Source organism: Terriglobia bacterium (genome assembly GCA_020072815.1).
Classification (GTDB): domain Bacteria; phylum Acidobacteriota; class Terriglobia; order Terriglobales; family Acidobacteriaceae; genus Angelobacter.
Genome location: JAIQGE010000003.1, coordinates 190,194 through 204,935 on the forward strand (window position 1 = coordinate 190,194; position 14,742 = coordinate 204,935).

Sequence of the window (14,742 nt, forward strand, 5' to 3'; positions counted from 1 at the left end):
TGGCGGCTTTATTTGCCTGGCTTTTCCGGATTTTTCCTGCCCTTCTTGATCTCGCTCAGGCCCAGCGCCTGATGGACTACCGGCCACCAGGCGTCCATGGAATTGACTTGCCAGTTGCGGGCGGTCTCGCGCGTGATGCCGGGTGGAGCGGGAACCAGCCGGTTGAGGCGGTCGAAAACCTCCAGTCGCTCACTCTCATTGGCGCGCGGGAAGAGGTTGAGAAGAGTGAAGGCGTCGCGCTGGCGGGCATCATGCAACAGGATGGTGAGGGCCGGGTGGCGCAGCGACGCGTCGCTGATAAACGAAAAATCCACCACCGCCTGCTGGAATGCGGGACTCGAGTCCTCAAAGTAAGGCGCCGTCAGCGCGCCGCCTGCGGCGATTTTGGCCACGGCGCCGGCGGGAACCAGCGCTTGGGGAGAATTGCTGTTGAGGGATACCCATCCGCTGGAGACGCGCAGCTCGCCGCGACCTTCGCGGTCAACGTTGAGGGTGTACTCGCAGCCCAGGTCAATGGCGCGGGCTGAAGGCGTGTCCACCACAAAGAGGCCGGGAAGCGCATAAATGCGGGCGTGCATGTTGCCGTAGCGAAGAGAAAGACGTTGTTGTTCCGGCGTGGCTTCCACCAGGCTGACCTGGCTGTTGGCGCCGATTTCCACTTCGCCGATGTCTTTGGCGTCAATGTGGACTGATTCGTTGTTGCCGGTAGTGAGCCAGACGCCGGGAGCCAGGTACGCGCGCTGTAGAACTTTGCCGCCAAGGTCGGGCGCGCCCGCGGTGGTCTGCGCGTCCCAGAGCGAAGCGGGAGGCGTGGCGGAGTGGCGCAGAAGGAAGACCATGGTTGCAATGAATGCGATGCAACCAGCCAGAGCAACCGCCGTTCCCCAATCCAACTGCGAACCGGCCTTGATCCGCTCGAGGAAGGTCGGTTTGCGCGGCGGGGTGAACTTGGGACGACACTCGCGCAGGCGCAAAGGCGCCAGGGCATCTTCCAGTTGCTTGATCTCGGGATCGGGCTCGCCGCTGCGGTCCCATAAATACTTCTCGTTCACAGGCCGGCCTCGTTTCTCAGCGCGTGCCGCAACAACTCCATGCCGCGATGCAGGTTCACCCGCACGGAACCATGGCTCAAGCCGGTGCGCTCGGCAATTTCCGGCCCGGTCATGCCTTCCACCAGGCGCATGACCAGCGTGTCGCGATAGGCCTCCGGCAGGTGCTGGATGATCTTGAGCACCGCAGCGGCCACCATCGCGGCCTGCGTCTTGGGCTCGTGACGCGCATGCTGATCGGTTATCTCCACTGAGCCGTTCTGCTCGCGATAAAAGTCCATGGCGCGGTTGCGGGCGATGGTCATCAGCCATCCGCCGAACGCCGCGGGGTCGCGCAGGGTCTTCAATTTGCGCAACGCCACCAGAAATACCTCCTGCACCAGGTCTTCCGCGTCCGCGGGTGGGACGCGCGCCAGCAGAGTTCCGTGCACCATGCGGGAAAAACGCGCGTAGAGCTCGCCGAAGGCTTTCATGTCGCCCCGCTGCGCGTCGGCCACCAGTTGGCGCAACCGGGGTGTTTCTTGCCCCACGGAGTTTTCAGCGGACACAGGCATGGCACGTTTGAAGGACGGAAAAACCATAACAGGTGTTAACCGCAACTTTGAAGCTTTTTGTTTTGACGGCAGGGGTTAACAGTGCCGGTGGGAGGCGCGTCCTTGCCTCAAATGCGGCACGTCTGCAAGCCGGCAAGGCTGTGGCGACGAGCGCGTGAGAGCTTGACTCTGCGACGAAAGGAAGCAACGCTATGAGAATTTCCAGCAAAATGCGTTTCTGGCTGACCGGAACCTTGGGCCTGGCGGCGTGGTTGACCGCTCAAGCCTTCGCTAGCGGTCCTCCGCCAACTCCTCCGCCGCCGGCTAACGTGAGTTCGGTGGGCGTCATTGGCGAAGCCAATGAGCCGGGCGAGCGGTTGGTGGTTTCCGGGCAAGTCTTTGCCCCCGACGGAGTCACCCCCGTCGCCGGCATCATCGTGTACGCGTATCAAACGGACGCTACCGGCGAATATCACAATGACGCCAACCGCGTGGCGCGCCTGCACGGCTGGGCCAAGACCGATGCCCAGGGTCGCTACGAGTTCCGCACCATTCGTCCGGCGCCCTATCCCGGGCGGAGCATCGCTGCGCACATTCACTTTCACGTGTACGGCGCGGGATTTCCGCTGCAATGGACGCCGGAACTGTTGTTCGCGGGCGACCAATTCATCAAGCGCGCGGAGATAGATTCTTCGGCCGCGCTGGGCAAGTTCGCCAACGTGCAAGCGCTGACCAAGGGCAGTGACGGCGTCCTGCATTGCTCGTTCAACATCCGAGTGAGCAGCACGACCAACTACCGCTGAATTATTTCTTCAGGTGCAGGCAGGCGACGGCGCCTGCGCCCGCCGGACAGCCCGGCCAGGGCGTGTCCGAGTTGAGATCGAAATAGAGGGCGTCTGCGGCCTCAGTTTGACTCGACCGCTGCCATTCCTCTTTTTGCGTGTAGCGGAAGTAGGTGATGGTGTGCGACGCGGGCTGAAAAGCGGCAATCAGGCGGTCCAGCATCGCGGCGTCAAAAACCTGGAGCCAGGTGCGGACGTCTTGCTTACCAAAGGGGACGCTGATCAGGCACGAGCCGCCGGGCCTCAACACCCGCCTGAATTCCGCCACGGCTGCGAGATAGCCTTCCGGGTCTGGTTCCGAATGGACGGCGCTGCCGACGTATCGGGAATTGTCCAGCCCCACGTGCTCGAGCACGGAAAGACTGACCACACAGTCAAAGGCTTCGTCGCGAAAGAAAGTGTGGCGCAGGTCACCGTAGACATAGGAGACACCTTGGCGACAGAAGCAGTCTTCTTCTGGAGCCAGGGTCATGATGGTGATTTTCTTGCCGCACAACTGAGGCCGACTCAAGATCAAGTGATGGTTTAAGGTTGAGCCTGCATCCAGCAGATAAGCCGACTCTTGCGACAACTCGTTCAACATCCACGGGTATTCCACCAGGCGTTCGTCCAGCCAGCGGCCGTAACCTGCGGGGAGTTGCCCAGATGGGAAGGGCGAGTCCAGAGCGCGCCGGAGTTCTCCGTCCTTATAGGCTCCGTAGAAGCGATGGTTGGAGTAATGTCCGGCGGACATGAGGAACAGGCGGGCCTTCAAGCTTTGCATTAACTTTTGCATCGCCAAACTTTGTCGCGGCGGCGGGAATCGCATCGTAAGACCGCCGAGAGCAACCATCCTACCATCGCGTCGCGGCGCAGCGATCACGGCGTGTCGAATCCGCGCTCTTAGCAACTCCTGAAGCCTGCCATGAATCCCACAGCTCGCAAGTTTTCTGCCAAGCCCAAGTTCTTCATTTAGTCTTGTGGCGCGCAAGGCGGCGGAGAAATCCGGAGCAAGAAGAGAAAGACTGCCGCATGCGGGACGTTTCCCGTACAATTGACCGGAATTCTTCGTCCGCAAGTTGCTGAAAACATCTGACTAGCCAGGTCTTGCAAGCGCAAGCCTGCATGGACCTTCAGGGGAAAGATTTGATTTCATTGAGAGCTTTGATTCGGTCGGGCCGTCTGCAAGCCGTGGCGATGGTTTTGTTGTGTTGCGCCTGGGGGCTGCAGGCGATGGGACAGTCGCAGCAGTCGCAACCCCAGCAGCCGCAACAGCAGCAACAAGCGCAAGAGGCTGATCTGCCGGCGGAAGACATCATCCAGATTCTGCAAGAGGACCCGCAGCTGCTGGCGGACGCGAAAGCGCAAATCGTGAGCCAGTTGCGCGACCGCGGCTATGCGGTTACCGAGCGGGAAATTACCGACGACCGTCTGTTCGGCCAGATACGTTCCGATGATCGCGTGCGCCACTTGATGAGTGACGAGTTGAAGCGTCGCGGATATGCGGTTACCGAGCCGGAAGCCGGGGCGCCATCGCAAGCCCGCCAGCCGGCGAGTGGGGCCGGCGCTCAAACGGGCGCGCAGCGCGGGCAAGGCGAGAAGGTCCAGCGTGAGGTCCGCGAAGGCAAAGAGCGCGCGACGCCGCAGAGCCAGTATCCGTTGCGCAACCTGCCGGCCATGCGCGACCTTTACACCCAGGCGCTGAATCCGACGGCAACGCTGGAGCGGTTCGGCGCGGCGCTGTTTCGCAACAGCGTGGCCACCGCGGAAAAGTCCGGAGAGAAAGCTGGATCAGACATCCCCGTGGGACCGGATTACATCGTTGGCGCCGGCGATGAGCTGGTGGTGGAGTATTGGGGACTGAGCACGCAGCGCCTGCAGCTCACGGTGGATCGCGAAGGCCGCGTGCTGATTCCCGAAGCCGGCGCGGTAGTGGTTGCGGGACGCAGCCTGGGAGAAGTGCAGGAGAGCATTACCCGCGCGCTGAAGCGCCAGTTCAAGAACATCAATGTGGAAGTGACGGTGGGCCGGCTGCGCACCGTTCGGGTGTACGTGGTGGGCGACGTGAAGAATCCCGGGGCGTATGACATCAGTTCTTTGTCCACGCCGCTGAGCGCGCTGATCGCGGCGGGCGGACCCACGGAAACAGGCTCGTACCGGCTGGTCCGGCATTTTCGCGGCAAAAAGCTGGAGGAAGAAGTTGACCTCTACGATCTGATGCTGAAAGGCGTGACCGGCGCGCAGGTGCACCTTGAATCAGGCGACAGCATTCTGGTTCCTCCGGCCGGTGCGCAGGTGACGATTGCAGGAACGGTCCGGCGGCCGGCGATCTATGAGATTCGCAACGAGCAGTCGCTGGACCAGGCGCTGGAACTGGCCGGCGGCGTGCCGGTTTCGGGCTCGCTGGCCAAAATTACGGTGGAGAGGATTGAGGCCCACCAGCGCAAGGAGATGCTGACCGTCAACCTGCCGCAAGGCGGCGACGCAGCAGCCGCGCTGGACGCATTCAAGCGCGTCCAGATCAAAGACGGCGATGCCATCACCGTCTCGCCGATACTCCCTCACAGCAATGAAGCGGTGTATCTCACCGGCCACGTGTTCCGTCCGGGCAAATATCCGTTTAAAGAAGGTGAAAAAGTAACGGACCTGATTTCGTCTTTTGCCGACCTGCTGCCTGAACCCGCAGAGCGCGCGGAAATTGTGCGGCTGCAGCCGCCGGACCTGAACCCGGCGATCATCGGGTTCAACGTGCGCGACGTGATTGAGAAGCGGACGTCCGCTCCCAGCTTGCGGCCGTTTGACACCATCCGAATCTTTGGCCGCTATGAAGTGGATGCGCCCAAGGTTTCCATTTACGGCGAGGTGCTGCGTCCCGGCGAGTATCCGCTCTCTGACCGCATGACCGCGGCGGAGCTGTTGCGCCTGGCGGGAGGCTTCAAACGCAGCGCTTACCGTGAGTCCGCCGACCTGGGAAGTTATTCCATCCTCAAGGGTGAGCGCGTAGAGCTGGAACATCGGCAAGTGGCCATTGGCCGCGCGCTCGCCGGGGAAGCCGATACGGACGTCCTGCTCAAGCCCGGCGACGTGCTCACCATCGGACAGATTGGCGGATGGAATGATATTGGCGGGGCCATTGCAGTGACCGGCGAGGTGCTGCATCCTGGGCGCTACGGCATCCAGCAGGGCGAGCGGCTCAGTTCGATCATGAAGCGCGCGGGCGGCTTCAGCGCGGACGCGTACCCTTACGGCGCAATTCTGGAGCGCGCGCAAGTCCGCGAATTTTCCGCCAAGAACCGCGAAGAGATGATCGGCAAGCTGCAAGACCAGGCTTCGCCCGGCGGCGTGCGAACGGTGAGCACTCCAGCCACCCGGCAGAACCAGCAACTCATCGAACGGCTGCGGCAGATTGCGCCCAGCGGGCGCATGCTCATCCACATTACGGCCGACGTGGACAAGTGGCGGAATACCTTTGTGGACGTTGAAGTCCGCCCCGGCGACACGCTTTATATCCCCAAGCGGCCGAATTTTGTGATGGTGGCGGGCCAGGTGTACAACCCGGCGGCAGTTACCTACAGCGCGGGCAAACACGCGGGATGGTACCTGCGGCAGGCGGGCGGTCCCACAAGCATCGCCAACAAGAAGGACATCTTCGTCATCCGCGCGAACGGTACGGTGGTGGGCAAGGGCTCCGGCGAATGGTGGTCCGGCAACGTGATGAGCGCGGTGCTGCAGCCGGGAGACACGATTTACGTGCCTGACAAAATCTCCGGCGGCAGCGGGATTTTCAAAAACGTGAGCCAGACCATATCGCTGCTCTCTGGCGCGGCAGTGGCTGTCAGCGTGATCAGGACTTTCTAAACGGAGTTTGCAAAATTGAATCCAATGGCGTTACCCCGGCCCTCATGCATTCTTCTGCTCGCGTTCGTTCTTGCCCTGGTTAGCACTGGATGGGGCCAGGAAACTGTGAAACCCACGGAGCAGTCAGACGGGAAACCCGTTCAGCAGGCCGATGATCCTGCCAAGGCCCCGGCCAGCAGCCAGCTCCCGGAAAAACCTGCGCCTCCGGCGGAGAAAAAGCCGGTGGAGAAAGAGCGGTCACCGGCCAGTGCCTCGCCCAAGGGATTTCTGCGTAACTTTGCTCAAGACCAAAAAGACATATGGACCAGCCCACTGCACGCTCGCGTGAGTGATCTGAATTGGCTTGCTCCCATGGCCGGCGTGACGTTCGGAATGATCAACGCCGATGCGGAGTTTTCTTCGCGGCTCTCCAATACCGGAACGCTGTTCAAACGCTCCAGTACGGCCTCGAATGGAGGGGTAGCGGTAATTCTCGCGGGGACCGGTGGGTTGTATTTTCTGGGAAGGATTCGGGAAGACGACCGGCAGCGGGAAACCGGCATTCTGGCCATGGAAGCGGCTGCGGACGCCGGGGTGGTGGTGGAAGTTTTCAAACTGGCCACGCAACGCCAGCGTCCTCAGGACGGAGCCGGACAGGGCAAATTCTTCCAGAGCAGTTCGATTTTGAATTCTTCATTTCCCTCGGCCCACAGCGTGGTAGCGTGGTCGGCGGCCACGGTGCTGGCGCATGAATATCCCGGCGTGTTGACGCAGGTGCTCAGCTACGGCCTGGCGACTGCCGTAAGCGTGACGCGCGTGACGGGCAAGCAGCACTTCACCAGCGACGCGGTAGTAAGCAGCGCCATGGGCTGGATGATTGGCCGCCATGTCTATTTTTCGCACCACCAGGGTGATCTGGCGGGCGGGATGTGGGGAACGTTTCATCACGACGGCCAGGAGGAAGGCGGGTCCATCGCGCACCGCTCGTCGCCGTATGTCCCCATGGACAGTTGGGTGTATGCGGCGTTTGACCGCCTGGCGGCGCTGGGCGCCGTCAACAGCGGGTTTGCCGGCTTGCGTCCTTGGACGCGGGCGGAGTGCGCGCGGCTCCTGGAAGAAGCCGAAGGCGAGGTGGACGAACAATCTGGCGATGAAGGCTCACGCGTGTATGCCGCGCTGGCCCGGGAGTTTGCTCCAGAGTTGAACGACACGCTGCGCAACGATGTAGCGATTGACTCGGTATACGCGCGCGCCACCAATATCTCCGGTACACCACTCACGGATGGCTACCATTTTGGACAGACCATCGTGAATGATTACGGGCGTCCGTACCAGAAGGGATTCAACGGGCTGGCCGGGTTTACCGCCAGCGGTTCCAGCGGCGCGCTGGGATTCTACCTTCGCGGGGAGTATGAACACGCTCCTTCGGCACCGGGAGTCTCACAAGCAGTGCTGGACCAGACCCTGCTTACCGACTTCAAGGTCCTGGGGCAGACGGCCGCGCCCATCGCAGCATTCAGCCAGCCCCGGTTGCTGGACACCTACGTGATGCTGAACATCAAGGGATGGCAGGCATCGTTTGGCAAACAAAGTTTGTGGCTGTCACCCACGCAAGATCCTTTCCTGCAAAGCACCAACGTCGAACCCATGTACATGCTCCGCGTATCGCAGACGGCGCCGCAGCAGTTGCCGGGCTTCTTGAAATACCTGGGGCCGTTCCGCACGGAATTCTGGGTGGGCAAGATGACCGGGCATCACTACATCAGCACACAGGGGCCGCTGGGCGACGTGGTCAGCCTGGGCCGGACGTTGTCCCGGCAGCCGATGGTGAACGGCACCAAGATCAACTTCAAGCCGACTCCAAATTTTGAGTTCGGCGTGGGACGCACCGGAGTTTTCGGCGGACCGGACTTCCCGATCACCGTGGGGTCCATGCGCCACGCGTTGCTTTCCACCACGAACGCGGCCGGGCGGGGGCACGATCCAGGCGACCGCCGGTCTACATTTGACTTCAGCTATCGCCTGCCGGGATTCCGCAACTGGCTTACGCTGTATGACGATTCGTTTGTGGAGGATGAGATATCTCCCATCGGCTATCCGCGGCGCGCTGCGCACACGCCCGGGCTCTACATGTCACAGGTGCCAGGTCTTCCGCATCTCGACCTGCGTGTGGAAGCCTCCTATACCAACCTGCCTGGGTTGATCCAAACGCCGGTGGGCGGCTTCTTCTACTGGAACACGCGTTACCTGGACGGCTACACCAACAAGGGCAACGTCATCGGAAACGGGACGGTGGGGCGGCAGGGAATTTCTCTGCGGGGATCGAGCACCTATTGGTTCGCATCCGACAAAACCGTGCAACTGGGGTACCGCAGCATGATCGCCGACGATATGTTCCTGGGCGGCGGCAACCTGCGCGACATCTATCTCAAGTCAGAATGGAGTTTCCGCAAGAGCGTTTCGGTTTCAGCGTTCCTGCAACACGAGTGGTGGAATTTTCCGTTGTTGAGCGCGGGACAGAAGCAGAATGATTTCACCGCGTCGTTTCAAGTAACATATTCGCCGCATTGGAGATTCAAACGTGGAAGCTAGCGGTTCCGCCCCCATCCCGATCTATGAACCTCCGCTGGGACCGGAGATCGGGAAGCCGGAAGGATGGGAACGCCGGGAGCAAAGCGCAGGTTTTGTGTCCAAACTGCGTTTGCTGTGGCGCGACCGCCGATTCTTGTGGCGCGTTACATGGATGACCGGGGTGTTGTCGGCGGTGGTGGCGTTGCTGCTTCCGGTGCACTGGAAAGGCGTGGTCAAGGTGGTCCCCAGCGAAGGCTCGGGCAGCATGGCGATGGGCGGCCTGCTCAGCCGGATCGCCAACAGCAGCGCTGCGTCCACGGGTTCAAGTTTGGGATTGGGGCTTGACGCGGCGAGTCTGCTGGGCGCCAAGACTCCCGGCGCGTTCTATGTGGAAGTCCTGAAAAGCCAGACGGTACGCGACCGGTTGATAGACCGCTTCGATCTGCAAACGCACTACTGGATGGGCGCCGGCCGATTCCCCTCGCTGAAAGGCAGCCGCTTCAAGACGCGCAAGAAGCTCGCGGCATTCACTGACATTGAAGAAGACAAGAAGAGCGGCGTCATCACGGTAACGGTCACCGACTACGACCAGCGGATGGCAGCCGCGATCGCCAATGCCTACATCCAGGAACTCAACCGCGCATCCGCCGACTTGAATGCGTCTGACGCGCATCGCGAACGCATCTTCCTGGAAGACCGCCTCAAAGGCGCCCGGCAGGATCTGGCGCGAGCGTCCGAAGAGCTGACGCAGTTCTCCAGCAAAAACAGTGTTATGGATCCGCAGTCGCAAAGTCGCGCCATGATGGATGCGGCGGCACGGTTGCAGGGAGAGCTCATCGCCAGGGAATCCGAATTGCGGAGCCTGGAACAGATATATTCCGCAGACAATACCCGAGTCCGCACCTTGCGGGCACACATCAGCGAACTACAGTCGCAACTCAAGAAGATGGTTGGAAGCTCCGTGTCGGCGCAAGGCACGGTCGAAGCAGCAGGCACGGTGCCTTATTCCATGCGAACGCTGCCGGCCCTGGGCACGCGCTACGCCGATCTGTACCGGGAAACCAAAATCCAGGAAACGGTGTACGAGTTCCTGACGCAGCAATACGAGATGGCGAAGATCCAGGAAGCCAAAGAGCTTCCCATGGTGAGAACCATGGACCCGGCGCTGCCGCCGGAAAAGAAATCAGGTCCCATACGGACGTTGGTGGTGAGCGCTAGCATGATGCTAGGTCTGTTCATGGCTTGCTCCTGGACCCTGGGCCGAGCGGCGTGGGACCGCGTGCCGGCGCACGATCCGCGGCGGCAGTTGGCGAAGGAGATTGGGAGTGACGTCCACAGCTTTGCCGCAAGATTCAGGCGAGGGAATTCGTAATTGTTTTGATATCGAAGTCAGCGGAGCGACAACCCGAGTGCCCCTGAGAAATATCAACCCGTTTCGGCGATTCCCGGCCAAGCCGGCCAGCAGCGTTGAACCTTACTTTCGCAAAATGGCGCAGTTGATCCCTGCGCTGCCCTACCAGGCCATTGATCAGATCGCTGCCGCCTTCCTGGAGGCATTGCAGGAAGGCAGGAGAGTTTTTGTCTTCGGCAACGGCGGCAGCGCCGCGTCCGCTTCGCACATGGCCTGCGACATGAACAAGGGGCTGGGGGAGCAGACGTCGGCGCGACGCATGAAAGTAATGGCGCTTACCGATAACGTTCCGGTGATGACGGCGCTGGCCAACGACTACGGTTACGAACATGTGTTCTCTGAACAGTTGAAGAATTTTGCCCAGGAACGCGACGTGGCCCTGGCCATCAGCGGGAGCGGCGACTCGCCCAATATTCTTTTGGCGTTGAAGACGGCGCGCGCGATGGGGGCCCGTACGGCGGGCGTGGCCGGGTTCCATGGCGGGGCGATGAAGTCCTTGTGCGATATTTGCGCGGTGGTGCCGTCGGACGACATGCGGATGATTGAAGACATGCATCACGCCATCCTGCATTCCATCTTCACCGCCATGCGGGAGACGCTGCGGGCCGAACAAGAAGCGGCCGCGGCAGCAGGACGGTTCGGCAGATAACTGCTGCCGCCAGTCATCAATCCATGCGAATCGCATTTGATCTGCGGAGAATCCACAACCCCGGTATCGGCAGGTACATGAAGGGCCTAACGGAAGCCGTGCTTGCGCTGGCGCCGCAAAACGATTACCTGTTGATTTTGCCGCCCGGCGGGGAAGAGATGGTCGCCGGCGCATCCTCCCGCGTGGAGCGAATCATTACTCCGCTGAAGTATTACTCATTGCGCGAACAGATTGAGCTGCCCGCCATGTTGCGCCGCCACAGAGTAGACCTGCTGCACGCGCCGCACTTCAATCTGCCGTTGCTGCGGAGCTGTCCCACGGTGGTAACTTTGCACGATGTGATTTACCTGGCTTGTCCGGACGACTTGTCGTCTCGGCTGGGCCGATGGTATTACCGCGGCATGATGATGGCGGCTGCTCGGCGCAGTAGCCGGATCGTCACTGATTCCGAGTTCTCTAAGAGTGACTTGATCCGTTATCTGCATGCCGACGCCGCGAAGATAGATGTTATCTATCCTGGGGTTGATCCGCTCTTTCAGCCAGTTAGCGACGAAGCCAGGCTGCAGGGCGTCCGCACGCGCTACGGCATTGAAGGCGACTACCTTATATATACGGGCATTTACAAGCCACGCAAGAACCATGCCGGGCTGTTGCGCGCGTTTCAGAGCCTTCTGCGCCGTCGCGTCTCAGTGCAGTTGGTGCTGGCCGGCCCTTTGAATGAAGGTGAAGCAGAGTTGCGTAAGCTGGCCGGCGAGCTGGGCGTTGCGGAGCGCGTGATCTTTACTGGGTTTGTCAGCGACGCCGACCTGTCTGCGCTGTACTCGGGAGCGCGAGTCTACGCGTGCCCGTCGCTTTACGAGGGATTTGGTTTTACCGTACTGGAAGCCATTGCGTGCGGCGTGCCGGTGGTCTGCGCCAGGGAAACATCTTTGCCGGAAGTCGCCGGCGATGCGGCCCTCTACGCCGACTCTCGCAACCCGGAAGAATTCGGCGCAGCCCTGCATCGCGCCTTCAGCGACGATGAGCTGCGCACAGCGCTACTCGAGAAAGGTCGCAAGAATGTCCGGCGCTTCCGCTGGGAGACCGCAGCGGCCCTGGTACTGGCCGTGTATGATCGCGCGCTGGGTGGCGGCGTGCGCCAACAAGTTGCTGCGTGATCTGTTCCGCGGCCACAGCCCATCAAGCCCACGGCGCGTGAGCGCCGAACGGTGATGATCGTCGAAGACGCAGCGCGCGTCGTTGATCGTTGAGGAGACAAGTCCCGGTGAGAATCGCCATTGATCCTTGGGTGCTGGCCAGCCGCTTCAGTCATCACGGAACGCACGTGTATGCGCGGAACCTGGTCGCCCAATTTCATAAGCTGGCTGCCTCGCATGCGGGAGTGGAGTTTTGTCTCTTCCGGCCGTCCGGCAACGTGAACGGCGACAAACTTTTCCAGCCGAGCCCGGGCTTTGAACTGGTTGCAGCGCCGATGGTGCGGAACGATCGGCTGTGGCGGTTGGCGGGCGCTAATCGCGCGGCGGCGCGTTCGCATGCCGACCTGCTGTTTTCTCCGACCTCGAATACTCTGGCCTGGGGCAAGGTGCCGGTGGTGGCGACCATCCATGACACCACGCCCACGGTGATGCCTTCGCACTCGGGCCGAGTCAACTTCATGTTGCGGTCGCTTATGAGGGCCGCGGTAAAGTTCTCGCGGGCCATCATCACCGTTTCCGAGTATTCCAAGCAAGATTTGATCAAGACATACGGCGTGGCCGGAGAGAAGATATCGGTGGTCTATAACGGATATGACCGCAGCGTGTTCAACGCGGCGCCAGTTGATGCCGAAAAGCTGCGCGTGCTGCGCGAAAAACTGGGGATTCGCCGGCCATATGTGTTTCATCACAGCGTTATCCAACCCAGGAAGAATTTGGTCAGACTGATTCAGGCGTATCGTCTGCTGTTGGAGAAGAACCCGAGTATGGAGCTTGACCTGGTGCTGGCGGGGCCGCTGGGCTGGCAGTATGAGGGCGTGGTAGCTGCTGCCCAGGGGCATGAACACGCACGCGGGCGGGTGCTGTTGCCCGGAGCTTTAGCTGACGTTGAACTGGCCGCGCTGATCAAGGGCGCGTCGCTGGTGGTGATACCGTCGTTATACGAAGGTTTTTGTTTACCGATGATTGAAGCCATGGCCTGCGGCGCGGCGGTGATCGCGTCGGGAACGTCCTGCTTGCCGGAAGTTTCCGGGAAGACGCTGCGGTATTTTAATCCAACTTCAGTGGAAGAAATGGCGGAGCAGATGCAATCTGTTCTCTGCGACGCTGCGCTGGCCCGCGAGCTGCAGCAGAGAGGACTGCAGCGGGCAGAAGCGTTCAGTTGGGAACGCTGCGCGGAAGAAACGCTGCGAGTGTTGCTGAACGCCGCACCGGGAGACGAACCCAAAATGAGCGACTGCGTGAGGCAATGATGGACGAGACCATGACCACAGCGCTTCCCGGCAAGAGGCAATCGAGCCGGATGGCGGTGATCATCGCGGTGGCCGCGGTGTCCCTGGTGGTGGCGTCTTACGCGAACCTTCTGGTGCTGGCATTGGCGCTGGGGATGGTGGCGTTGGTGTTGGCCAGTGTCCGTTTCAAGCCTTTGCTGTTGGCCGTGGTCTTCTTCCTGCCGGTGGCGCCGTTTCTGAGCTGGGACTTTGTCATCAAGGACCTGGGAACGCTGCTTCGCGTCTGTTTGTTCGCCGGAGCGCTGGTGAGCCGCTTGCGCAACCGGGAGTCCATTCGAAACTGGCTGTTTTCCGGCCGCATGACCTGGGCCATGCTGGGCTATTGCGCCGTCGCGTTTTGTTCCGCCGTGGTATTCAACGCGCCGACCGGCGCGGCAGCCCGCGAACTGATGCGCCTGGCCTCATACCTGTGCTTCTACTACGTGATCAGCGATTGGGTCAGGAGTGATGATGATTTTGCCGGCGTGGCCAAGGCCCTGATGCTTTCGACGCTGTGCGTGGTCGCGTTTGGCTTTTACCAGGTCGCCGTTGGCGACTACTCGCGGTTGTACGACGCGCTGTATCCCGTGCAGGATGAGCTTCTCAAAAATCCTCCGTGGTCGGGACGCATCACCTCATTCCTGAGCCACTTCAACGGGCTGGCCGGATACTTGAACCTGGTGATTCCATTTTGTATTGGCTTCGCGTTACGCGCACGCGACGTTGTTTTGCGGCGGCTCAGCGTGATGTGCTTCGTCTTCAGCAGCATCGCTCTCTTGTTGACCCAAAGCCGCGGCGGATTGCTGACCTATGCCGGAATCCTTTTGTTGAGCGCGTATTTTCTTGTGCCGACGCGCAAGCTGCGAATTCAGTGGACAGGCGCGCTGTTGGCGATGGAAGCAGCGTGCGCGGTGGTTGTGGGTATGGTGTTTGAGCGGCTTGCCGGCGTGGACCAATACACCGCGATCACGCGGCTGGGAGTTTGGGCCGGCGCTGCCAGCGTGTTCACGGGAGCACCGCTGGCGGGGATCGGCTTTGGCAATCTGCGGGAATCGTTGGGCGGCGTGATCGGCTTGCCGGAAGGCGCGGTCCTGGACGCGCACAATCTGTACCTGGAGTTGCTGTCAGAAACCGGAATCATGGGTTTCGCGGCTTTCGCTGTTTTCATGGTGATCGCGCTGCGGCTGGCCTTGCGCATTCGGCGCCGGGCCCAGGGAGACATGGAAGGCGTGATTGGATTTGCCGCATTCGCCGGGATTGCCGGTGTGCTGTTGCACGGCCTGGTGGATTACATGTTTCACACCACGCCGCAGTTTGCCGCGTTGTTCTTTCTGGTGCTGGGCCTGTTGAACGCCGCCGGCTCCCGTCAGGAAGCGGCGCCGTCGTCCTTGCGCTCAAATTGATTTG

The 14,742-nt window shown here is 61.1% G+C and carries 11 protein-coding genes; 8 read left to right on the forward strand and 3 right to left on the reverse strand.

Features of this window, described 5'->3' with window-relative positions:
- Nucleotides 1-8: 8 nt before the first annotated feature.
- Complete coding sequence (locus tag LAO20_06030; protein ID MBZ5530970.1) at nt 9-1,052, reverse strand: FecR family protein; 1,044 nt, start codon at nt 1,050-1,052, stop codon at nt 9-11.
- Nucleotides 1,049-1,603 (reverse strand): sigma-70 family RNA polymerase sigma factor, encoded by a 555-nt coding sequence (locus tag LAO20_06035; protein MBZ5530971.1) that lies wholly within the window; start codon nt 1,601-1,603, stop codon nt 1,049-1,051. The genes LAO20_06030 and LAO20_06035 overlap by 4 nt, the downstream gene beginning before the upstream one ends.
- A gap of 191 nt (nt 1,604-1,794) precedes the next feature.
- Between LAO20_06035 and LAO20_06040 the strand changes: the two genes are divergently transcribed.
- Nucleotides 1,795-2,385, forward strand: a complete 591-nt coding sequence (locus tag LAO20_06040) for a hypothetical protein (protein ID MBZ5530972.1) — start codon at nt 1,795-1,797, stop codon at nt 2,383-2,385.
- A 1-nt stretch (nt 2,386) separates the two neighbouring features.
- Here LAO20_06040 and LAO20_06045 read toward each other — a convergent pair whose 3' ends face one another.
- Nucleotides 2,387-3,187, reverse strand: a complete 801-nt coding sequence (locus tag LAO20_06045) for a class I SAM-dependent methyltransferase (GenBank protein MBZ5530973.1) — start codon at nt 3,185-3,187, stop codon at nt 2,387-2,389.
- A 371-nt stretch (nt 3,188-3,558) separates the two neighbouring features.
- On the opposite strand from LAO20_06045, the gene LAO20_06050 reads away from it, so the two are divergent.
- The 7 genes from LAO20_06050 to LAO20_06080 all read left to right on the forward strand — a co-directional run bounded on the left by LAO20_06050 (nt 3,559) and on the right by LAO20_06080 (nt 14,738).
- Nucleotides 3,559-6,261 carry an SLBB domain-containing protein gene (locus LAO20_06050; protein ID MBZ5530974.1) on the forward strand — a complete coding sequence of 901 codons (2,703 nt, stop codon included), beginning with the start codon at nt 3,559-3,561 and terminating at the stop codon, nt 6,259-6,261.
- Between the two features lie 105 nt (nt 6,262-6,366).
- Complete coding sequence (locus LAO20_06055; protein ID MBZ5530975.1) at nt 6,367-8,832, forward strand: phosphatase PAP2 family protein; 2,466 nt, start codon at nt 6,367-6,369, stop codon at nt 8,830-8,832.
- On the forward strand, nt 8,822-10,183 hold the full coding sequence (locus LAO20_06060; GenBank protein ID MBZ5530976.1) for a lipopolysaccharide biosynthesis protein: 1,362 nt from the start codon (nt 8,822-8,824) through the stop codon (nt 10,181-10,183). The genes LAO20_06055 and LAO20_06060 overlap by 11 nt, the downstream gene beginning before the upstream one ends.
- A 37-nt stretch (nt 10,184-10,220) precedes the next feature.
- Entirely contained in the window at nt 10,221-10,871 is a 651-nt protein-coding gene (locus LAO20_06065; protein ID MBZ5530977.1) for an SIS domain-containing protein, read from the forward strand.
- 23 nt (nt 10,872-10,894) lie between these two features.
- Complete coding sequence (locus LAO20_06070) at nt 10,895-12,028, forward strand: glycosyltransferase family 4 protein (GenBank protein ID MBZ5530978.1); 1,134 nt, start codon at nt 10,895-10,897, stop codon at nt 12,026-12,028.
- 107 nt (nt 12,029-12,135) lie between these two features.
- Nucleotides 12,136-13,317: a glycosyltransferase family 4 protein gene (locus tag LAO20_06075; GenBank protein MBZ5530979.1), complete on the forward strand. Its 1,182-nt coding sequence runs from the start codon at nt 12,136-12,138 to the stop codon at nt 13,315-13,317.
- On the forward strand, nt 13,314-14,738 hold the full coding sequence (locus LAO20_06080; GenBank protein ID MBZ5530980.1) for an O-antigen ligase family protein: 1,425 nt from the start codon (nt 13,314-13,316) through the stop codon (nt 14,736-14,738). The genes LAO20_06075 and LAO20_06080 overlap by 4 nt, the downstream gene beginning before the upstream one ends.
- Nucleotides 14,739-14,742 lie beyond the last annotated feature (4 nt).